This is a genomic window from Thalassotalea algicola (assembly GCF_012932965.1).
Taxonomy (GTDB): Bacteria; Pseudomonadota; Gammaproteobacteria; order Enterobacterales; family Alteromonadaceae; genus Thalassotalea_F; species Thalassotalea_F algicola.
Genome location: NZ_JABBXH010000003.1, coordinates 1 through 22,472, shown reverse-complemented (window position 1 = coordinate 22,472; position 22,472 = coordinate 1). Strand labels below are relative to the sequence as shown.

Genomic DNA, 22,472 nt, shown 5'->3' with positions numbered 1-22,472 from the left:
ATTACTTATTCATAACGATAACATTCAACTTATCATTACCCTCTAATTTACTCACTGTATTGTTGTTTGATTCGCCGTCTAAAATTTCGGGAGCTTGCATCAGTGGAAAACTGTCTTTTACACCTGGTGCTTTTAACACTGGAAATTGACGCTGAACCCATCGTAAGACAAGAATAGCTGGACTCGACATTAATATCTTCATTTCAGGGTATTGCCATAGCAACTGATCAATGCCATCGTTTGGCTCAAAAGGTACATCACCTTTTAAGTCATTATCCATATCCCAACCTAGATAATTACTCCAATAATTACCACTTCCTTCTCTACTCCATTCTTGCTTCTTATTTGAGACATACTTCACTTGAACAGGGTTATCAATAAAGCTATTTCCATAAACCTGAGTTTTTTCTGAACCGGCGGTTAAGTGAATACCAATTTCTGCCCGTTCGACAATATTATGACTGATAGTGTTGTATCCTGAGTTATAGACAAAGAAGCCTTTGCCGTCTCGTCCTAATACTTTATTCTCAGGTTTAGTCCAAACATCTTTGATAATGTTATTACTAATATTGCTTTGAATAATATAGTTCAGTAAAAAACCATAATCTTCGCTATTTTTTGTCGTATTTCCAGTGATTTCCAAATTACGAGAGTTCATCATCGCATAGCCAGCGCGAGTGCTGTAAGCGTGGTTATTAATAATTTGATTGTCATATGAATACATATAATGAATGCCGTATCGCAATTCATGTAAGGTATTATTTTCAAGAACATTATCTTGGCTATTAATCACATAAAGACCATCCCTTACTTTGCTTATGTCATTGTTAGCGACTAAATTATGTTTTACGTTGGTTAGTTGAATACCATTGCCTCTATCTGCGGAGCGCAATTGAGTATTACCTTCTACTGTGTTGGCTAGTATTTGGCTATGCTGAACATTTTGCAGCCACATACCAAAGCCATCACCTGCTAAAAACATATTTTTAAGGGTAAGGTGTGTTAACTGACCTTCGGTGTAGATACCAGCGTTTTGTTCAGTTAAGTCATCTCCCCAATTCACAACACGAAAACCATCAAGGGTGACATTGGATGCGGTAATTAAAATACCATTACCTTTACCTTGAGCGTCAAGTGTTACTTGCTTGCTACCAGAAAGGGTCAGGGGCTTATCAATGAGCAGGTTACCTGAGTATTGACCATCAGGGATAATTAGATGATCGCCAGCACTGGCCTGTGTGATTTGAACCTGCAGAGAAAGATTTTTATCAAGGACAATCTTTGCTGCATGGGCATCAAAAGCCAGCAATAACAGGCAAATAAAAAGAGATTGGATGTATAAATGCATGAATTACTCACCGCACGCAAGATAACGCACAATGCTAAGCAATGTACGTTATCTTTACTAGGGTATATTCGATATAAAAATTAAATTCTTATATCTATTACGCTGGTTTAACCAACATACGGCCACGCATTTCCATGTGTAGCGCATGACAGAACCAGTTACAGTAGTACCATTGTACGCCAGGTTTATCAGCGATAAAGGTAATCGATGCTGTTGCTTGAGGACCAACCTCCATTTGAGCACCATGGTTAGTCATACAGAAACCATGAGTTACATCTTCTACTTGGTCAAGGTTAGTAACGACAACAGTCACTTCATCACCTTGATTAACCGTAAACTCGTTCATACCAAAGTTTGGCGCGACAGAAGTCATATAAACGCGCACTTTTTTGCCGTCACGAATAACCTTGTTATCCATTTCAACATTAACGCCATCTTTTTTCGCCATCGCAATAGTTTCAGCGAAAATAGCGTCATCACGAGTCCAAAGTTTATTTGGCTTCATTTTACTGCGATGTACAATCATACAGTCATGTGGTTCAGCGTAAGTCGGACCATCATGAACTAATTTCATCTCGTCACCTGAAATATCGATTAACTGATCATTCTCAGGACGCAATGGACCTACCGGCAAGAAACGGTCTTTGGAGAACTTACAAAGTGAAATTAACCACTTGCCGTCAGCATCTCTTGTTTCACCAGCAGATGTATGGTTATGACCTGGTTGATAATGAACATCTAATTTTTGGCGAATATAGTTAACTTTTTCACCGTTATACGCCTTGATTGCGTCTTCAACATTCCATTTCGCAATTTGGCTATCTAAGAATAACGTAGTATATGCGTTACCTTTATTATCGAAAGCCGTGTGAAGTGGACCTAAGCCTAACTCAACTTCCGCGGCAATAGTGTCCCGTGGCTTAATTTTGTTATCAAATAATGCATCCAATTTAGCAATTTCAATTAATGAAACTGTCGGTGATAACTTACCATTAGCAGCAAAGTACTTACCATTAGGTGAAGTATTCATACCGTGAGGTGATTTAGGCACAGGGATGTAACGAGTAAGTTCAGAGCCTTTTTGACCGTCTAAAACTTTAACACCGTTCATCATTTTGTATTTACCAGCTTTAATTGCTGCTTCACAACGCGCCAAGCTAAATACAACAACGTGATCACGTTCTGCTGTGATCATTTCACCTAAGTTAACGCCGTTTTCAGAGTTATAACAAGTAGATGCGAAGTACTTACCATCGTAATCTGCATCTGTGTTATCTAAATTACCAGAAACAATAACTTGGAAAGCTACTTCCCATTTTTCAGCGTCGATTACGTTGAACATTGAACGGTAAGCTTTCGGGTTGTTCATGTCAGTGCCATCATTTACTAATGGCACTTCAAACTCACCATTACAAATAACGTATTTAGTGTAAGGGACTTTTTGAACACGCAAACCGTGAATTGCTTGAACGTTTGGTACCGTTAGCATTTTGTCACACTTCATTACGTCACAACGAATACGTGCTACACGAGTGTTTGCTTTATCATTGATAAATACATACTTACCGTTATAGCTACCGTCAGTCATTGACATATGAGGGTGGTGAGAATCACCTGCATGAATATGAGCGCTATCACCTTTGATACGCTTAGATTCGTTGGTTAAACCCCAACCTGTTGCGCTATCAGTATTAAATACTGGAATACGCATTAATTCACGCATTGAAGGAATACCTAAAATACGAACTTCGCCAGAGTGACCACCACTCCAAAAGCCGTAGTATTCGTCTAAATCGCCTGGACCTACGTGAGGGCTACCGGCCGCTTCAGTTGCTTTAGCTTTGGCTGTCGCTGCAAACATTGCCGCAGTCATTGGAGCCGCTACTGCGCCAGCGCCAATTAATGCCGATTTGCCAAAAAACTTACGACGCTCTTCACTTTCAAGGCCGACTTTTTCAATTTCTTGATTTTCTTTTTTCATGGATTTTCTCCAATTTTTCCGCAAAATTTAAGCATCTATTTATTGTTGTTGTTGATGCCTTATCGTTAGTTAACAACGTCGACAGGTATCGCCTGCTTTTTATATTGTTGTTTTTTTCGAGCCATTTTTTTCAATGGTGGACACTTCTCGTCATTGAAATAGGTCATTTGACAATCCAAACAATAATGACATTCGCGCATATTGATGGTGCCATCAGGCTCGATTGCCTGAATTTCACATTCCTTTGCACATGTTTTACACGGCGTACCGCACTCTGGACGACGCTTCAACCAGCTAAATAAACGCGCGCCATGAGGTACCGACAATGCAGCCCCTAGAGGGCATAAATAACGGCAAAAGAATTTTCGATTAAATATATTGATGAACAACAAGACAGCCACATAGGTTACAAATGGCCAGCTACGATCAAATTTTAGTAAGAAAGTTGTTTTAAATGGCTCTACTTCAGCAAATTGCTCAGCCATCGCTAGAGAGTCTAAAGAAAGACCAAATAAGCCAAGTAAAATTAAATACTTAATTGCCCATAACCTTTCGTGAATGGCAAATGGTGGTTCAAATTGCTTAATATTGATGTAGCGAGCAAACACATTCATCAATTCTTGCAACGCACCAAAAGGACATAACCAACCACAATAAACAGCTCGTCCCCAAATAATGATAGTAACCGCTGCCGCTATCCAAAGTACGAAGATAACTGGGTCAAGTAAGAATAGATCCCAACTAAAGTCATCCATAAATGCTTGTAAGAAGGTAAAGACATTAACCACAGATAACTGACCGCCCCAGCTCCAGCCAATAAAAACAACGGTGAAGATCAGGAAGATATGCCTAAAATTATGCATGAAACTCGGGTGGCGAACGAAGACGTCTTGGAAAAACAGCATAAAGACCAAAATACTCATCGCTATAATCAAGATAACAACTTCAGCCTGCTTTTCTTGCCAAACTTGTTGTGCCAAGGTTAATTCTGGCTCGACAACTGGGCGGTCTACATAACTATCGAGTGCTGAATATTCACCTTTAAATGTCGTGAAAATACTATCTAATGGGCCGGTTTGTCGGCGAACTAATAATTCGAACTGCCAATCCACACCAGGATTAAAGCCTTCATGTTCACGAATAATAAACAACGACATTTCTTTGAATGTCGGTACACCGTCAATTTGTAAATCTGTGATACGATGGTGGTCTAAATCGCGAAAAGCGATATTAATATCGTTTTGCACTACTTGTATGCGATCAAAAATTGCCCCGCGAACATAACCTGAACCTTTAAATGAATAGCCGTTACCCATGACAATAATGGCATGTTCACCAGGTTGTAAGGTTTCAGTTAACCACTGATACTCAACTTCGCCGAGCAGGTTTTTGCCGACATTAGGTAAATTAGCCTGTGCATAATAAATATCTGCAAACATATCCTGCTTTTGCTCAGGTGATGCTTTATCTATCTCTTCTGCTTCAGTACCTTTAAATGCTTCATCAATAGCACCACGTTTAAGCAACAAACGTCTAATCGAGCCGTCTCCGACTAATGTTTGCCAGTCTGTAGCTCTATAGACCTCTTGCTTAACGGTAGCCATAGGAACTGCGTTTAGCGCACTTTCTTCAATAATGCCATGCGATTTCGCTACTTCCTGCGCAGCACGGGTAATCGCGACATTCATCACTCGTACGGTAACTGTCGCACCAGAAAGGCCATCGATATTTACTGTGCCTTGCGTTGCATTGCCACCAACTTTAATTTTTTGTGCGACAGATAAGCCAGCATATTGAGTGGAAAAGTCATCAAGTTTACTTTCAGGTATGCCTGCCAAAATGATAGGTTCATGGTGCTCAAGCACTTTAGCTGATAAATAATTTCCTTGTGGGTCAATCGCTACTAACATATTGACCGGCTCACCAGAATAGGCCGGTATCCTAGCAATATCGTTGGTTTCAAAGGCGTAGCCAATAATTTTGTCGCCTTTTTTGATCGCCCAATAGGCAGGAGTACCTTGTTTATCGACAATTTCCGTCAGTTCCGGAAATATTTCTTTGATCAATGGAATAGGATCTTTTGGAGGACTAACAAATAATGCGTGGCTAGGCGAAATAAAGCCTAGTATAGCTATAACAAACGCAACAACAGCTAAACGCATTAGATTCCACTCCTACTGACACTATCTTTTTGGTGTGTACAAAATAGCAGTGTTGCAGCAAACTTGTTACGCATAATTGTTGATTTGAAGGTATAACAAGCCTAGAGTTGATCTGCATCAAATTTAACCTTCCTTGTCCAAAACCCTATATTAATTAAGGTTTTTATCCTTTGACGATTAGGCATTGTTAGTAGTCGAATACTGCTCTTTCATCAAAGTTCGCTACAACTGCTACAAAAATGAAAAAACCTCGGTTATCTTCTAATTTAAGTCATTGGCCACCAATCCACCAATATCGCCCAGCTAAATGTAATTTTCCCTTTCTTTCATTTTATTCAAGACTATTGCCAACAAAACACCGATAATTAAGCCAACATTTACAAATTTAATGTGCTCAACTAATTTTCTCACTACGCTGTATTAAGTTAGGGCTGATGTACAACACTGGAATCTTGTATGGAAATTAAAGTTAATTTTCTTGATAACTTAAGACTTGAAGCAAAATTTGATGATTTTACCGTAATTGCCGATCAACCCATTCGTTACAAGGGTGACGGTTCTGCGCCGAGTCCTTTTGATTATTTTTTAGCATCTTCAGCTTTATGTGCTGCTTATTTCGTTAAGGTTTATTGTAAATCACGAGATATATCCACCGACAATATTCGCATTTCTCAAAATAATATTGTCGACCCTGAAGATCGTTATAATCAGGTTTTTCAAATAAACGTTGAATTGCCAGATAGTATTTCCGACAAAGACCGCCAAGGGATTTTACGTTCGATAGAGCGCTGCACAGTAAAAAAAGTCGTACAAACAGGCCCAGAATTTAAAATTGAACCTGTAGAAAATATCGATGCTGACTCGCAAGCCATGATCATGGTTTCGCCTGAAGACGACGCTAACACCTTTATTTTAGGCAAGGATCTACCATTAGAAAAAACCATCGAAAATATGACTAGTATTTTGGAAGGTTTAGGCATGAAAATAGAAGTAACCTCATGGCGAAATATCGTACCCAATGTATGGTCGTTAAATATTCGCGACGCTGCTTCACCTATGTGTTTCACCAACGGTAAAGGCGCTAGTAAAGAAAGTGCCCTTTGCTCTGCTTTAGGTGAATTTATCGAGCGTTTGAACTGTAACTTTTTCTACAATGACCAATTCTTCGGTGAAGAAATTGCTAATGCTGACTTTGTTCACTACCCAAATGAAAAATGGTTCCCGTTAGAAGATGACGATTCCTTGCCTAGGGGCCTTTTAGACGAATACACTCTTGATATTTATAACCCAGATGACGAATTATGTGGTTCACACTTAATTGATACCAACTCAGGTAATATTGAGCGCGGTATTGTTTCTATTCCTTATAAACGAAATTCAGACGGTAAAACCGTTTATTTCCCTTCAAACCTAATTGAGAATTTATTCCTTAGCAACGGCATGAGTGCCGGCAATAACGTATTTGAAGCGCAAGTGCAGTGCCTATCGGAAATCTTCGAGCGTGCTGTTAAACGCCAAATTATCGAGCAAGAAATTGTACTGCCAGATGTGCCACAATCGGTTTTAGAAAAATACCCCAGTATCTTGGCAGGTATTCAAGGGCTCGAAGAGCAAGGTTTCCCAATCGTAGTTAAAGATGCATCGCTTGGCGGTCAATTCCCAGTAATGTGCGTCACTTTAATGAACCCAAGAAATGGCGGTGTATTTGCGTCGTTTGGTGCACATCCAAGTTTTGAAGTAGCACTAGAGCGCAGTTTAACAGAGCTTTTACAAGGTAGAAGCTTTGAAGGATTAAACGATGTACCAAAACCTACGTTTAATAGCATGGCAGTTTCTGAACCAGAAAATTTTGTTGAACATTTTATCGACTCGACCGGTGTAATCTCTTGGCGCTTTTTTAGCACAAAGCATGACTATGAGTTTGTTGAATGGGATTTTTCTGGCACGAATGAAGAAGAAAACAGCCAATTATTGGGGATTTTAGAAACGATGGGCAAAGAAGTATATATCGCCAGCTTTGATGGTTTAACACCAGATGGCAGTGCTGCCGCTTGTCGAATATTAGTACCAGATTATTCTGAAGTGTACCCGGTTGAAGATCTAATCTGGGATAACACCAATAAAGCGCTCGATTATCGAGAAGATATTCTAAACCTTCATCGCTTATCAGAAGATGAACTAATTGATTTAGTAGAGCGATTAGAAGACAGTCAACTAGACAACTATATCGATATTCGCACCCTAATCGGAATTGAATTTGATGAAAATACCGCTTGGGGGCAATTAACTATTATCGAACTTAAGGTACTTATTTATCTAGCGGTTGGCGGTTTAGAGCAAGCCTATGAATTAATCGGGGATTTTTTGCAATACAACGACAATACCGTTGAACGTACGATGTTCTTCCACGCTGTCCACAATACGTTAGAAATTGCGTTAAGTGATGAACTTGAATTTGAGGATTATCAAACCGCCCTGACCCGAATGTATGGCGAAGAGCGTATGAGCGAGGTGATTAGCCTAATTAATGGAGAAGCTAACTTCCATGGCCTTACTGAAACTAGCATGGCGTTGGAAGGCATTGAGCCCCATCTTCGCTTAATAGAAAGTTATAAAAAACTGCATTCAGCAAGAGCTAAGTTAGCTGAATAATGAAAAGATGCCTGAGCTGTAAAGGCTTAGGCATCTTTACCACATTACTTTCTATCAGCTATGTAATTTATTTAATGGGGTATACGTATTTAATCCAACTCATCATTCTAAGTAGTATTTGCCGAACCATACTAGTATGTAAAAAATCTCCTTCATGGTTGTAAGCTACAGCTTGTCCTTGTACTCCTTTAGGTAAATTATAATCATTTAAGTCTTCGTCTAATTCTATAATCGCTATTGCAAAGCCATGAACGGCTAATCGCTGAGCACCTATTAAGCTTCCGCTTCCTTGTATTTCGCCTTCTGCCATCGCAGGCAAAACATCAACAACTTTACCTTTAAAAATATGCCCTGGCACTGCATCCAATAAAACTTCTGCATCTAGCCCCTTTTTCAACCTGAGAAGTGAGTTTTGCCACATCCGTGCCGCAAACCTTCTTTTCTCTTTAGGCACAAAAGTAAGTACAGGGCGCATAGCCAAAATACCGGCTCTCATTCCAGGTCTCATAGAAACCTGAGTTGCAGTTCCTCTAACAGGAGCTCGGACAATGGTTCGCTCTAATTCTAATGCCGCTTTATCTCTTGCCGCTTTTAGTTGGGCTACATTAGTATTTTCCCCAAAGATGTTCGACTCTGTTGCAAGCCTTATTTTCCTTTCATTTGCTTGCGCTGTATCTACTTTAGCTTCAGCGGCTTCATAAAGTTTCTTCCGATTATCTAGCTCTTGTTGGGTAAATGGAGAGCTGTCTCCCCCCTTTTCGTGTCCTTTTTTATAACGTAAATAAGTTGTTCTCGTCCTATCCCTATCTGCTTCAGCTTGGGCAACTTGACCAATAGCCGTATTGAGTGATTCATCTTCTTGTAAAACCTGGTTCTTAGCCTGCTCTAACGCAGCCTCTGCTTTAGTTAGGTTTAATTTCTGTTCATCATTGTATAAGGTAAAGAGTACGTCGCCTTGAGCTACTTCTTGATTTGGTTCAACATCGATAGTTTGGATGTTACCCCCAATTAGTGGAGTTATAGGAATAGAAGCAAAAACTTCCTTGCCATATTTAGCATATGGATGAAGGTAGTTCATCATTATCATGATGGATGAAAGAAGCACCACCCCACCCAATACAGCTGTTGGTATTGACCACTTATTTAAAGGAATTTTAAATATTTTAAATATGGAGATACAAAATGCCGTGTAAGTTAGAATAATAAGCAAATCCATAGTTACTCCTCCATATTCGCTTGCATTTTTTCTAACTGAGTAATACGTGACTTCATGTCAGCCACAGCTATTTTCAAATTTGAAAGCTCTGTGTCGCTTACTTCTCCCTTTGAAATATGGCTTTGCATACCCCAACCAACTCCTGGTTTATATAGAGTTGCCCATATCCATAAAAATGGCCAAATAATTCCAAGAAAAAGTAGACTTATCCAACCTGCTACGTGAATTGCATCTTGATGTGGGTGATTTCTATGTACAGCTATTTCATAAGGAATGTCATGTATGACAATTACTCCATAAAAAATAACAATTGGGACAAAGAAGACTAAAAAAAGAGCTAAATAATCCAGCATTTATAAACCTCAACAAATTAAATTGTACCTACTTAATATAGTAAAGAACGACTAATTGTCAGTTTTATTAAGCTTATTTTAATTAGTATTATTGATTAGGTTTTATTTATTGCGTCAACAAATGGCACGAGATAAGGGTAAGGGTAAAGATAGAGAAACGATTAAAATAAACAGGCTTTGGTATTATATTACCCATAAAAAAAGCCCTGCTAACTTGTACCTAATTGGTAAAGCAGCAGAGCTTTCTGACAGTATCTATTGTGAGTTAGAAAATGCTAATTAAGCTTTCTCTAATACGTCTACCAATGTCCAAGCTTTAGACTTAGAAATTGGTGCACATTCACGAATAGTTACTAAGTCGCCCATGTTACATACGTTTTCTTCATCATGTGCTTTCAACTTAGTTGAACGCGTAATGAATTTACCGTAGATAGGGTGCTTAACACGACGCTCAATCATAACTGTGATCGACTTGTCCATTTTGTCGCTAACTACGCGACCTTGTAATGTACGGATTTTATCAGTCATTACGCACCTGCCTTCTCAGTGATGATTGTCTTAACGCGCGCAATGTTGCGACGCACTGTACGTAGCATGTGTGTTTGAGCTAACTGACCAGTACTTGCTTGCATACGTAAGTTAAATTGCTCACGTAATAAGTTAAGTAGTTCAGCATTTAACTCTTCAATGCTTTTTTCTTTAAGTTCGCTAGCTTTCATTACATCACCGTTCTAGTTACGAAGGTTGTTTTGAACGGAAGTTTAGCTGCTGCAAGCTCGAAAGCTTCGCGTGCTAATTCTTCAGATACACCTTCCATTTCATAAAGAACACGACCTGGCAGAATTTGACATACCCAATATTCTACAGAACCTTTACCTTTACCCATACGAACCTCAAGAGGTTTCTTGGTAATTGGCTTGTCTGGGAATACACGGATCCAAATTTTACCTTGACGCTTAACGTGACGTGTCATCGCACGACGAGCTGCTTCGATTTGACGAGCAGTCATACGACCACGCTCAACAGATTTCAAACCGTAAGTACCGAAGCTAACTGAGCTACCAGTGTGTGCAAGACCACGGTTACGCAGTTTCATTTGCTTACGGAATTTAGTACGTTTTGGTTGTAACATTACTTAACTCCTACTTGCTCTTGCGGTTGTTTCTTTTCTTAGGCTTAGGAGCTGGAGCTTCTACCTGTGCAGGCATGCCACCAATTACTTCACCTTTGAAAATCCACACTTTGATACCGATAGTACCGTACGTCGTTTCACCACGTGCAGTCGCGTAATCGATGTCAGCACGTAACGTATGTAAAGGTACACGACCTTCACGATACCATTCTGAACGAGCGATGTCCGCGCCGCCTAAACGACCGCTAACTTCAACTTTGATACCTTTAGCACCTAAACGCATAGCGTTTTGTACAGCACGCTTCATAGCACGACGGAACATTACACGACGCTCTAATTGGCTACCAATGCTATCAGCAACTAGCTGTGCATCCATTTCAGGCTTACGTACTTCAGCAATATTAATTTGCGCAGGTACACCAGCAAGTTTAGATACATGTAAACGTAATTTTTCTACATCTTCGCCTTTCTTACCGATAACAACACCTGGACGAGCCGTGTGAATTGTTACGCGGATTGATTTAGCTGGACGCTCAATTACGATTTTTGATAATGAAGCACGCTTCAATTTTTCAGATAAGTATTGACGAACTAAGTGATCGCCGTGAATGTTATCTGCAAACTCTTTTGTGCTTGCGAACCATGTAGACGCGAAAGGCTTTGTGATACCTAAGCGAATACCGGTAGGATGAACTTTTTGACCCATACTAATATCTCCTAGCTATCTGCCACAATCACAGTAATGTGACTTGTGCGCTTCAGGATACGATCCGCGCGACCTTTCGCACGAGGCTTAATACGTTTCATCGTTGGACCATCGTCAACCATAATAGTTTTAACGAATAATTCATCGATGTCTGCACCTTCGTTGTGCTCCGCATTAGCAATCGCTGAGTTTAGAACTTTCTTAACTAAGTCAGCAGCTGATTTGTTGCTGTACTCTAAGATTTCTAACGCTTTTTCAACGTGTAAACCACGAATCTGGTCTACAACTAAACGTGCTTTTTGAGCAGAACCACGGGCAAATTTATGTTTAGCAATAGCTTCCATTTAACTTCCCCTTATCTTTTCGCTTTCTTATCCGCAGCGTGACCACGGTAAGTGCGAGTTGGTGCAAATTCACCTAGTTTGTGTCCGATCATTTCATCAGTTACAAACACAGGTACGTGTTGACGGCCATTATGGACAGCGATGGTCAATCCGATCATGTTAGGGATGATCATTGAGCGACGAGACCAAGTCTTAATAGGTTTCTTGTTCCCGCTTTCCAAAGCTTTCTCTACCTTCGTCAACAAGTGTAGGTCAATAAAAGGACCTTTCTTGAGAGAACGTGGCATGGTATTTCCTCTTTAAATTAACTAGTACTATTATTTAGTACGACGACGTACGATAAACTTATCAGTACGCTTGTTCTTACGAGTCTTGTAACCCTTCGTAGGTACACCCCAAGGTGAAACAGGGTGACGACCACCAGATGTTTTACCTTCACCACCACCGTGTGGGTGATCAACCGGGTTCATCGCCACACCACGTACGGTAGGACGAACACCACGCCAGCGCGAAGCACCAGCTTTACCAAGAGAACGTAACATGTGTTCTGCGTTACCGATTTCACCTAAAGTTGCACGACAATCCGCTTCAACCTTACGCATTTCGCCTGAGCGAAGACGTAGAGTTACATAAGCGCCGTCTTTAGCAACTAATTGTGCATAAGTACCAGCAGCACGCGCGATTTGAGCACCTTTACCAGGCTTCAATTCGATTGCGTGAATTACACTACCAAGAGGCATGTTGCGAAGTGGCAACGTGTTACCTGCTTTGATTGGTGCATCAACACCAGACTGGATTGAATCGCCAGCACTAACACCTTTAGGTGCTAGGATGTAACGACGTTCACCGTCTGCATATAAAACTAAAGCGATGTTTGCGCTACGGTTTGGATCATATTCCAAACGCTCTACTTTCGCAGGGATACCGTCTTTAGTACGTTTAAAGTCAATTACGCGATAGTGATGCTTGTGACCACCACCAACGTGACGAACTGTAATACGACCAGTATTGTTACGACCACCAGACTTAGAGTTTTTCTCTAATAATGGTGCGTAAGGCTTACCTTTGTATAAGTCCGGGTTAACCACTTTAACTACGTGGCGACGACCCGGAGAAGTTGGTTTACATTTAACAACAGCCATTTGTACTTCTCCTATGCTTCTGCGCCAACGAAGTCGATGTCGCTACCTTCAGCAAGAGTAACGTACGCTTTTTTCCAGTCGCTACGACGACCAAAACGAGCACCTGTACGCTTTGTTTTACCCTTAACATTCAAAGTACGAACACCGTCAACTTTAACTTCGAAAAGTTGTTCAACAGCAGCTTTGATTTCAGCTTTTGTAGCAGTAGTAGCAACTTTGAAAACAACAGTGTTGTTTGCTTCAGCAGCTAACGTTGCTTTTTCAGAAATGTTTGGCGCTAAAAGCACCTTCAATAAACGTTCTTCGTTCATCATGCTAACATCTCCTCAATTTGCTTAACCGCTTCAGCAGTTACTAAAACTTTTTCGAAACCAACTAAAGAAACTGGGTCAATAGCTTGTACGTCAACAACGTCAACTTTGTATAAGTTACGAGCTGATAAGAATAAGTTCTCATCTACTTCTGGTGTAACGATTAATACATCTTTAAGCTCTAAACCTTTTAACTTAGAAACTAAGTCTTTAGTTTTAGGTGTATCTACTGCGAAGTCGTTTACAACCACTAAACGGTCTTGACGAACTAATTCAGATAAGATGCTTTTGATCGCACCACGATACATTTTACGGTTTACTTTTTGGCTGTGGTCTTGAGGACGTGCAGCGAATGTTACGCCACCAGTTCTCCAGATTGGACCACGAGTTGTACCAGCACGTGCACGGCCAGTACCTTTTTGACGCCATGGCTTCTTGCCACCGCCGCTAACTTCTGAACGGTTCTTTTGCTTCACTGTACCTTGGCGAGCACCTGCTGCGTATGCAACAACTACTTGGTGTACTAGTGCTTCGTTGAACTCAAGTCCGAACGTTGCTTCAGAAACTTCAACAGCGCCTGATGCGTCTTTTAATGCTAATTCCATCAAAATTCTCCTCAGACGTTAGGCTTTAACAGCTGGTTTGATGATTACGTCAGCGTTTACGTGACCCGGAACTGCACCTTTAATAAGAAGCAAGTTACGTTCAGCATCTACGCGAACTAATTCAAGGTTTTGTGTAGTAGTCTTCACAGCACCCATATGACCAGACATTTTTTTGCCTTTAAATACACGACCTGGTGTTTGACACTGGCCGATCGAACCGTTTGAACGGTGAGAAATAGAGTTACCGTGAGTAGCATCTTGCATACGGAAGTTCCAACGCTTAATACCACCTTGGAAACCTTTACCTTTCGATGTACCGGTTACGTCTACTAATTTTGTTTCGTTGAATAATTCAACAGTGATTTCGCTACCAGTTGCTAAATCAGCACCTTCACCGTTATTCAAACGGAATTCCCATAAACCACGACCTGCTTCGATACCTGCTTTCGCAAAGTGACCTGCTGTCGGCTTGTTTACGCGGTTAGCTTTCTTAGAGCCAGTAGTAACTTGAATCGCTGAGTAACCATCGTTGTCTACAGTTTTTACCTGAGCAACACGGTTCGCTTCAACTTCTAGGACTGTTACTGGAGTAGAAACGCCATCTTCAGAGAAGATACGAGTCATACCAACTTTACGTCCAACTAGACCTATAGTCATGTTAAAACCCCCTATTAACCCAAGCTAATTTGAACGTCGACGCCAGCTGCTAAGTCTAAACGCATTAATGCATCAACAGTCTTCTCAGTTGGTTCTACGATATCAATTAAACGCTTGTGTGTACGAATTTCGTACTGGTCACGCGCATCTTTGTTAACGTGTGGAGAAATCAAAATTGTAAAACGCTCTTTGCGAGTAGGAAGTGGAATTGGACCACGAACCTGTGCGCCAGTACGCTTTGCAGTGTCAACGATTTCTGCTGTAGATTGATCAATCAAACGATGATCAAACGCTTTCAAACGAATGCGAATTCTTTGATTTGACATGAATCAAATCCCCTTTAAAAAGAACGAACAAAGTACGACCCATCTCCTTTATTTTAGATAAAGGGGGGTGTACCGATTAAATCATTCAACTCCAAATCGGAGCTGCTGTAATTAAGCAAATTTATAGGTAAATAACCGTCCAAACCTGCTTTACTCACGAGAGCATAGCTCAACGTGGACGCGCATTATACTCAAACTGACCAAAAGTGCAACAGTTATTTGCGTTTCTGGGATTTTAAGCCAAAATAATTCTACCTATATATAAAGCAGAGCGAGTTGCACAATTAAAAAGCAAGCTTAGTTTTAAATAGAACAATAATTAGTCATTCGTATATGCGAATTATTTTACTTTTTGGTGTTTGTTTCTGTTTAGTTCTGGTATACTCGCGCGGTTTTTATTCACTAACCTAATTTTAGATTAATAGAGCAATACAATGGCAGATTTAAGCAAATACAGAAATATTGGTATTTTCGCTCACGTTGATGCTGGTAAAACCACCACAACTGAACGAATTTTGAAACTTACAGGTATGATCCATAAGATTGGTGAGGTTCACGATGGTGAATCAACAACTGACTTCATGGAACAGGAAGCTGAGCGTGGTATTACTATCCAGTCTGCTGCTGTAACTTGTGAGTGGAAAAAGCACCGTTTTAACGTAATCGATACTCCGGGTCACGTTGACTTCACTGTAGAAGTTTACCGTTCATTAAAAGTTCTTGATGGTGGTATCGGTGTATTCTGTGGTTCTGGTGGTGTTGAGCCACAATCAGAAACTAACTGGCGCTACGCTAACGAATCTAAAGTTGCACGTCTAATCTTCGTTAACAAGTTAGACCGTTTAGGTGCAAACTTCTACCGTGTTAAAGATCAAGTACAAAACGTACTTGGTGCACGTCCATTAGTTATGACTTTACCAATTGGTGAAGAAGATAACTTCGTTGGTGTTGTAGACGTTTTATCTCAAAAAGCATACATCTGGGATGATTCAGGTCAACCAGAAAACTACAAAGTTGAAGACATTCCAGCTGATATGGTTGATGATGCTGCAGCTTACCGTGAAGAAATGATCGAAACTGCTTTAGAAGCAGACGAAGACATGCTAATGGAATATTTAGAAGGTGAAATGACACCTACTGAAGAGCAAATCAAAGCATGTATCCGTAAAGGTACTAACGAATTAATGTTCTTCCCAACATACTGTGGTTCAGCATTCAAGAACAAAGGTATGCAGCTTCTTCTTGATGCTGTTGTTGACTATTTACCGTCTCCAACAGAAGTTCCACCTCAACCGTTAACTGACGAAGAAGGTGAACCAACTGGTGAATTCGCAATCGTTGATGCAGAAGAGCCGTTCCGTGCCCTAGCATTCAAAATTATGGATGACCGTTTCGGTGCACTTACTTTCGTACGTATCTACTCAGGTAAGATTAAGAAAGGTGACACCATCCTTAACTCGTTTACTGGTAAAACAGAACGCGTTGGCCGTATGGTAGAAATGCAAGCTGAAGACCGTACTGAGCTTACAGAAGCACAAGCTGGTGACATCTTAGCTATCGTAGGTATGAAGAATGTTCAAACTGGTCACACACTATGTGACGTTAAACAGCCTTGTACTCTTGAAGCGATGGTATTCCCAGAACCTGTAATCTCAATTGCTGTATCTCCTAAAGAGAAAGGCGGTGCTGAGAAGATGGGTATCGCGATCGGTAAAATGGTTGCTGAAGATCCAACTTTCCAAGTTGAAACTGACGAAGATTCAGGTGAAACCATCCTTAAAGGTATGGGTGAGCTTCACTTAGATATCAAAGTAGACATCCTTAAGCGTACTTACGGTGTTGAACTTCAAGTAGGTAAACCACAAGTTGCTTACCGTGAAACTATCACTCAAGAAATTGAAGATTCTTACACGCATAAGAAACAATCTGGTGGTTCTGGTCAATTCGGTAAGATCGATTACCGCATCAAGCCAGGTGAACCAAACTCTGGTTTCACATTTAAGTCTACAGTTGTTGGTGGTAACGTTCCTAAGGAATTCTTCCCAGCAATCGAGAAAGGCTTCAAAGGCATGATGGACGAAGGTGTTCTAGCTGGATTCCCTGTACTTGACGTTGAGATTGAATTATTCGATGGTGGCTTCCACGCAGTTGATTCATCTGCTGTTGCTTTCGAAATCGCTGCTAAAGGCGCATTCCGTCAATCAATTCCAAAAGCAGGTGCACAACTTCTTGAACCAATCATGAAAGTTGATGTATTCACTCCAGAAGATCACGTTGGTGATGTAATTGGTGACCTTAACCGTCGTCGTGGCATGATCAAAGACCAAGAAGCTGGTACTACGGGTGTTCGTATCAAAGCTGACGTACCTCTTTCAGAGATGTTTGGATACATCGGTCACTTACGTACTATCACTTCAGGTCGTGGACAATTCTCTATGGAATTCAGCCACTACGCTGCAGCACCTCAAAATGTTGCTGAAGAAGTTATCGCTGAAGTTAAAGAGCGTAACGAGAAGAAGTAATTTACTTTTTACGTAATTGATTTAAAAGGTCGCTTTTGCGGCCTTTTTTATTGCTTCTAATTTACATTGCTACAATGCCCTACGGTCAACGATGTCGGTTATCTAAAAATTTACTAGATGGTAATTGTTTCATTCTCGCAATCATTGACAGCCACACTCCACTAATTCCTAAAATTCAGGCTACACTTGTTTACTAGTAGGTAATTTTCAACTTACAGGTGTGCGCTATTGATCCTTTCGTCATTTCGGACTAAACTCATCAGACCAGTTGAGATGATTTCCCTCTACATCTCAATAATAGGAATTATAGAGAGCTAATCATGACAGACTTTAAAGCCCCAGTATCAGACATTAATTTTTTGGTTAATGATGTATTCAAATTCGAACAGCATTACAAAACTTTTCCAGCTTATGAAGAAGCTACCCCTGACTTAGTCGACGCGATTGTCGAAGAGTGTGCAAAATTTTGTGAAAATGAGCTTGCACCGCTTAATCATTCTGGCGACAAGGAAGGATGTAGTTTTGATAACGGTGAAGTAACGACACCTAGCGGCTTTAAAGATGCCTACCAACAATATATAGAGGCCGGATGGCAAGGGTTGGCACATCCTACAGAATACGGCGGACAAGGCCTTCCTGTTTCTCTAGGTTTAATTAAAAGTGAACTTGTTGGTACAGCAAACTGGTCGTTCGGCATGTACCCAGGTCTAAGCCTTGGCGCAATGAATACTATTTTAGAGCATGGTAGTGATGAACAGAAAAACATTTACATGCCTAAACTAACCGAGGGCACATGGAGTGGCACCATGTGTTTAACAGAAGCACAGTGTGGTACTGATTTAGGTCAAATACGAACCAAAGCTGAGCCAAACGATGATGGAAGCTACTCTATAACAGGAAGTAAAATCTTCATTTCAGCGGGTGAGCATGATTTAACAGAAAATATCATCCATATTGTACTTGCTAGATTACCTAATGCTCCAAAAGGTACACGTGGTATTTCACTTTTTATCGTACCAAAGTTTTTAATTAATGAAGATAACAGTATTGGTGAGCGTAACCCTGTTGTTTGTGGTTCGATAGAAGACAAAATGGGTATAAAAGCTTCTGCAACAGCAGTACTAAATTTTGATGGTGCTAAAGGTTACTTAATTGGCCCAGAAAACAAAGGGCTTGAGTGTATGTTCACTTTTATGAATACCGCACGTATAGGTACGGCTATTCAAGGTGTTGCTGCTTCAGAGCTTGGTTATCAAACAAGTTTAGCATATGCCAAAGACCGCATGTCGATGCGCTCACTTAGCGGTAAGAAGGCACCTGACCAAATAGCAGACCCTATTATCCATCACCCAGATGTTCGCCGCATGTTGCTAACGCAAAAAGCGATTGTCGAAGGTGGAAGAGCAATGACCTATTACGCTGCGAAAATAGCCGATGAAATGGATCAAGCATCCTGCCCTGAGCAAAAAGAAGCAGCAGATAACAAGTTAGGGTTTTTAACACCAATTCTTAAAGCCTTTTTAACAGAATTAGGTAATGAATCTGCAAGTCATGCAATTCAAGTATTTGGTGGTCACGGATACATTAAAGAGTGGGGCTTAGAGCAAAACGCTCGTGATGTGAGAATCTCTAGTCTTTACGAAGGCACAACAGGTATTCAAGCGTTAGATTTAGTTGGTCGTAAAATATTGTTAGACCGCGCTCAGCTATTCAAAGCATTCAGTATTGAAATACTCGCTTTTTGTAAAGATCACAGCATGATTTCAGGTAACCCACAGAAAAAACGCATGCATAAGTTTATTTGGCAACTAAGTAAAGAAGTTGCTAATTGGCAACGACACACAGTATCTCTGATGTTGAAAGCACGTAAAGACCGAGACTTTGTTGGATCGTGTTCGGTAGACTACTTGATGTATTCTGGCTATATATTTATGGCTTACATGTGGGCAATGATGGCTCAATCAGCGAATGAAAATTTGACGGCTGGCAAAGGTGACAAAAACTTTAATAAGGCTAAAGTAAGAACAGCAGAGTTTTATTTTGACCGTATTTTCCCTCGAGTTAAAACGTTAACAAATACTATGATGAGCGATGCTAATTCATTAATGAAGATTGAAATCGATCAGTTTTAACTAACTTTTATATGGATGCCCCAACTAATGCAACGTTATGGGGTGTCCATTTTTATCTATCATTATTTGGGTGAAAATTTATCATGAAATTGTTGAATTTCGTCACTTAAATAATGTATTCGTTGTGCCATACCTTCAATTACTGCATCTTTAAATTTATCTTTCAGTGTCGATGGCAGTCCATGTAATGTATCTTGATCCATACATAGGACAAGAGAATCAGAAACCGCCTTAGCGCTAGCGCTTTTTGGCCTCTTTTTAATGAAGCTGCCTTCACCTATAAATTGACCCGCAGATATTTTGCCAAGCGGTTGTTTGCCCCCTTGTCGTGTGATTTCAACCTCACCCGTAAGAACAATATAAAAATGACTATTGTGATCTAATTCTGACTGTACGTTTTGGTCTTTTATACATTTATAGACTTTGGTGCTGTTAAGCAACTTTTCTCGTTCATTTATCGTAAACGCTTTGAAGAAGGTAATGCGCCCGATTATTTCCAGCAACTTAAGTTTAGATATGTTGTTAAGTGGAAGCATAATTAATCACATAATAAAGAGAGAGCTTATTTTTATCACTATTTAACATTACAGAGAAGTCTTATAAATTGTCCTAAAGCAAATGTTGATTACCAGTTTCCGTTATCGAAACCCCCGAATCTGAATCACTTTTTATCAATAGTCGACAATTCTTCCATGTATCAGATAACATTAACTCCCGGGTATTTTTTAAGTAGGCTATGTGGTTAGCACAACGCAATTGCGTATCTAAAGCTGCCTGAGATGTTGTTGTAATCTCAATCTCTTGTCTAGCTAACTTATGATAAACATGATTTGCTGAATCTAATAAGTATTGTTTAGATAATATTGTAGATTCATCAAGTGCCTTTTTGATGGCAGTAATATAGCCTTCATAAGCTTTGTCTGTCAGTTTTTTACCTCTTAAACGTCTAAGTGAAGAAGCTACCTCTAGCGCTAAGCGAAAGTCCTTTAAATACATTGCACTTTCGAAGAGGTTCTCTGTCGCTATATGTGCTGAGTTATTATCTAAATGCTGCCTTAGTACCCATGCATTAAACACTTGCTTATTATATTCACCCCATTCACCAGTCTGCGCGAAATAAACTGAGCTAATCCAAGCGTAGTAAGCTTGTTCAGTTAAATTCTTTGTTTTGTTACGCAAAACAATTAATTTCTCCTTTGCTGCTGTCTTATCACTCGCCAATAATTTTTGAATTTGAGAGTAAATCTTCTGATAAGACGGAGAAATCCCATCGTTACTATTGCGATAAAAGCTTTTATCGTAACGCCAAAACAGTGTTTCTTCGACCTCTACAATGTTATTACCATTCTTCGCTGGTTGGTATCGTAATCCTTCAACATATTGCCTTGCTTTAACAGACATATTTGAGAATTCGCTATCATTTACAATAACAATATCCTTAGCTAAGCCCTGTTTGTCGATAATATAGCTCATGTATGCAAAAGACTCTGTTCGAGTTTTGGCAGGTGTTTGTTGGTATTTCTGGTTTAAATTCTCTATTACCGCAGGCTGAGTGAACTCGTTGGCAAACGTTAAAAAAGGCAATAATAAAAAAATGAGATAAATATTTTGCATAACTCTTCCTTGAAAATTAGCACACCAAGCATATGGTGGTTGATGATAACAAACTAAAAGGTAAGCACAAAAAAGGCCGCTTACGCGACCTTTTTCTGTGTATTCTAGTGTTTATCGATATTAGTCGATAACTTTAGATACAACACCAGCACCTACTGTGCGGCCACCTTCACGGATTGCGAAGCGTAAACCTTCGTCCATCGCGATTGGGTTGATTAGCTCAACAACAAACTTTAAGTTGTCGCCTGGCATTACCATTTCTACACCTTCAGGAAGCTCTACTGCACCTGTGATGTCAGTTGTACGGAAGTAGAACTGTGGACGGTAACCTTTGAAGAATGGTGTATGACGACCACCTTCATCTTTCGTTAGTACGTATACTTCTGACTCGAACTTAGTGTGTGGGTTGATTGAACCAGGCTTACATAATACTTGACCACGTTGAACTTCTTCACGCTTAGTACCACGTAATAATACACCACAGTTCTCACCTGCACGACCTTCGTCAAGAAGCTTACGGAACATCTCTACACCAGTACAAGTAGTTGTTGTAGTTTCTTTGATACCTACGATTTCTACTTCGTCACCTACTGTGATGATACCGCGCTCTACACGACCAGTTACAACCGTACCACGACCTTGGATTGAGAATACATCTTCGATTGGTAAGATGAAGTCACCATCGATTGCACGCTCTGGCTCTGGAATGTAAGTATCTAACTCTTTAGCAAGTTCTAATACTTTCTCTTCCCATTGTGCTTCACCGTTAAGTGCGCCTAATGCTGAACCTTGGATTACTGGTAAGTCATCACCTGGGAAATCGTATTCTGAAAGAAGTTCACGTACTTCCATCTCTACTAATTCTAATAACTCTTCGTCATCTACCATGTCACATTTGTTCATGAATACGATGATGTAAGGTACACCAACCTGACGTGATAATAAGATGTGCTCACGTGTTTGTGGCATTGGGCCATCTGTAGCAGCTACTACTAAGATCGCGCCGTCCATTTGTGCAGCACCTGTGATCATGTTTTTAACATAATCCGCGTGACCTGGACAGTCTACGTGTGCGTAGTGACGAGTCTCTGTATCGTATTCGATGTGAGATGTATTGATTGTAATACCACGCTCACGCTCTTCTGGAGCATTATCGATTTGTGCGAAGTCACGAACATCACCACCGAAAGCTTTCGTTAATACTGCAGAGATAGCAGCTGTTAAAGTAGTTTTACCGTGGTCAACGTGTCCGATAGTACCAACGTTAAC

The 22,472-nt window shown here is 40.3% G+C and carries 23 protein-coding genes; 4 read left to right on the top strand and 19 right to left on the bottom strand.

The features are described 5' to 3' along the window. Position 1 precedes the first annotated feature (1 nt). The 3 genes from HII17_RS08735 to nosR form a co-directional block, all read right to left on the bottom strand. Positions 2-1,348 carry a nitrous oxide reductase family maturation protein NosD gene (locus HII17_RS08735; protein WP_169074995.1) on the bottom strand — a complete coding sequence of 449 codons (1,347 nt, stop codon included), beginning with the start codon at positions 1,346-1,348 and terminating at the stop codon, positions 2-4. Positions 1,349-1,445: 97 nt separating this feature from the next. Continuing rightward, complete coding sequence (gene nosZ / locus HII17_RS08730) at positions 1,446-3,329, bottom strand: TAT-dependent nitrous-oxide reductase (RefSeq protein WP_169074994.1); 1,884 nt, start codon at positions 3,327-3,329, stop codon at positions 1,446-1,448. A 65-nt stretch (positions 3,330-3,394) separates the two neighbouring features. Beyond that, positions 3,395-5,491 carry a transcriptional regulator NosR gene (nosR, locus tag HII17_RS08725; RefSeq protein WP_169074993.1) on the bottom strand — a complete coding sequence of 699 codons (2,097 nt, stop codon included), beginning with the start codon at positions 5,489-5,491 and terminating at the stop codon, positions 3,395-3,397. Between the two features lie 456 nt (positions 5,492-5,947). On the opposite strand from nosR, the gene HII17_RS08720 reads away from it, so the two are divergent. Beyond that, the gene (locus tag HII17_RS08720) at positions 5,948-8,143 is read left to right on the top strand and encodes an OsmC domain/YcaO domain-containing protein (protein WP_169074992.1); all 2,196 of its coding nucleotides are present in this window, start codon (positions 5,948-5,950) and stop codon (positions 8,141-8,143) included. A 67-nt stretch (positions 8,144-8,210) separates the two neighbouring features. Here HII17_RS08720 and HII17_RS08715 read toward each other — a convergent pair whose 3' ends face one another. After that, positions 8,211-9,359, bottom strand: a complete 1,149-nt coding sequence (locus HII17_RS08715; protein ID WP_169074991.1) for an HlyD family secretion protein — start codon at positions 9,357-9,359, stop codon at positions 8,211-8,213. 2 nt (positions 9,360-9,361) lie between these two features. After that, positions 9,362-9,712: a DUF3302 domain-containing protein gene (locus tag HII17_RS08710; protein WP_169074990.1), complete on the bottom strand. Its 351-nt coding sequence runs from the start codon at positions 9,710-9,712 to the stop codon at positions 9,362-9,364. Between the two features lie 121 nt (positions 9,713-9,833). Between HII17_RS08710 and HII17_RS08705 the strand changes: the two genes are divergently transcribed. Then, a complete protein-coding gene (locus HII17_RS08705) occupies positions 9,834-9,995 on the top strand; it encodes a hypothetical protein (RefSeq protein ID WP_169074989.1) in 162 nt (53 codons plus the stop codon). Here HII17_RS08705 and rpsQ read toward each other — a convergent pair. The 11 genes from rpsQ to rpsJ are packed head-to-tail and all read right to left on the bottom strand — an operon-like array spanning position 9,992 to position 14,935. Further along, positions 9,992-10,240, bottom strand: coding sequence for a 30S ribosomal protein S17 (rpsQ, locus tag HII17_RS08700; RefSeq protein ID WP_169074988.1), 249 nt, complete (start codon positions 10,238-10,240; stop codon positions 9,992-9,994). The genes HII17_RS08705 and rpsQ overlap by 4 nt on opposite strands. Next, positions 10,240-10,431, bottom strand: coding sequence for a 50S ribosomal protein L29 (gene rpmC / locus HII17_RS08695; protein ID WP_169074987.1), 192 nt, complete (start codon positions 10,429-10,431; stop codon positions 10,240-10,242). Before rpmC ends, rpsQ begins: the two co-directional genes overlap by 1 nt. Then, positions 10,431-10,844: a 50S ribosomal protein L16 gene (gene rplP, locus HII17_RS08690; protein WP_169074986.1), complete on the bottom strand. Its 414-nt coding sequence runs from the start codon at positions 10,842-10,844 to the stop codon at positions 10,431-10,433. Before rplP ends, rpmC begins: the two co-directional genes overlap by 1 nt. 10 nt (positions 10,845-10,854) lie before the next feature. After that, positions 10,855-11,550, bottom strand: a complete 696-nt coding sequence (gene rpsC / locus HII17_RS08685; protein ID WP_169074985.1) for a 30S ribosomal protein S3 — start codon at positions 11,548-11,550, stop codon at positions 10,855-10,857. A gap of 11 nt (positions 11,551-11,561) precedes the next feature. Further along, positions 11,562-11,894, bottom strand: a complete 333-nt coding sequence (rplV, locus tag HII17_RS08680) for a 50S ribosomal protein L22 (protein ID WP_169074984.1) — start codon at positions 11,892-11,894, stop codon at positions 11,562-11,564. A gap of 11 nt (positions 11,895-11,905) precedes the next feature. Next, a complete protein-coding gene (rpsS, locus tag HII17_RS08675; RefSeq protein WP_068545009.1) occupies positions 11,906-12,181 on the bottom strand; it encodes a 30S ribosomal protein S19 in 276 nt (91 codons plus the stop codon). 30 nt (positions 12,182-12,211) lie between these two features. Then, entirely contained in the window at positions 12,212-13,036 is an 825-nt protein-coding gene (rplB, locus tag HII17_RS08670) for a 50S ribosomal protein L2 (RefSeq protein ID WP_169074983.1), read from the bottom strand. Positions 13,037-13,047: 11 nt separating this feature from the next. Next, positions 13,048-13,350 (bottom strand): 50S ribosomal protein L23, encoded by a 303-nt coding sequence (gene rplW, locus HII17_RS08665; RefSeq protein ID WP_169074982.1) that lies wholly within the window; start codon positions 13,348-13,350, stop codon positions 13,048-13,050. Then, on the bottom strand, positions 13,347-13,952 hold the full coding sequence (gene rplD / locus HII17_RS08660; protein ID WP_169074981.1) for a 50S ribosomal protein L4: 606 nt from the start codon (positions 13,950-13,952) through the stop codon (positions 13,347-13,349). Before rplD ends, rplW begins: the two co-directional genes overlap by 4 nt. Before the next feature lie 18 nt (positions 13,953-13,970). Beyond that, complete coding sequence (gene rplC / locus HII17_RS08655; RefSeq protein ID WP_169074980.1) at positions 13,971-14,609, bottom strand: 50S ribosomal protein L3; 639 nt, start codon at positions 14,607-14,609, stop codon at positions 13,971-13,973. A gap of 14 nt (positions 14,610-14,623) precedes the next feature. Next, positions 14,624-14,935, bottom strand: a complete 312-nt coding sequence (gene rpsJ / locus HII17_RS08650; RefSeq protein WP_057179762.1) for a 30S ribosomal protein S10 — start codon at positions 14,933-14,935, stop codon at positions 14,624-14,626. Between the two features lie 434 nt (positions 14,936-15,369). On the opposite strand from rpsJ, the gene fusA reads away from it, so the two are divergent. Both fusA and HII17_RS08640 read left to right on the top strand, forming a co-directional pair. Further along, entirely contained in the window at positions 15,370-17,457 is a 2,088-nt protein-coding gene (fusA, locus tag HII17_RS08645; protein ID WP_169074979.1) for an elongation factor G, read from the top strand. Positions 17,458-17,777: 320 nt separating this feature from the next. Beyond that, a complete protein-coding gene (locus HII17_RS08640) occupies positions 17,778-19,589 on the top strand; it encodes an acyl-CoA dehydrogenase C-terminal domain-containing protein (RefSeq protein ID WP_169074978.1) in 1,812 nt (603 codons plus the stop codon). A gap of 62 nt (positions 19,590-19,651) precedes the next feature. Here the strand turns inward: HII17_RS08640 and HII17_RS08635 are convergent, their stop codons facing one another. The 3 genes from HII17_RS08635 to tuf form a co-directional block, all read right to left on the bottom strand. Next, the gene (locus HII17_RS08635) at positions 19,652-20,125 is read right to left on the bottom strand and encodes a Crp/Fnr family transcriptional regulator (RefSeq protein WP_169074977.1); all 474 of its coding nucleotides are present in this window, start codon (positions 20,123-20,125) and stop codon (positions 19,652-19,654) included. A 73-nt stretch (positions 20,126-20,198) separates the two neighbouring features. Further along, positions 20,199-21,203 carry an energy transducer TonB gene (locus HII17_RS08630; protein ID WP_169074976.1) on the bottom strand — a complete coding sequence of 335 codons (1,005 nt, stop codon included), beginning with the start codon at positions 21,201-21,203 and terminating at the stop codon, positions 20,199-20,201. Between the two features lie 120 nt (positions 21,204-21,323). After that, positions 21,324-22,472: elongation factor Tu (gene tuf, locus HII17_RS08625; RefSeq protein ID WP_169074975.1), on the bottom strand; the 1,149-nt coding region annotated here is incomplete at its 5' end.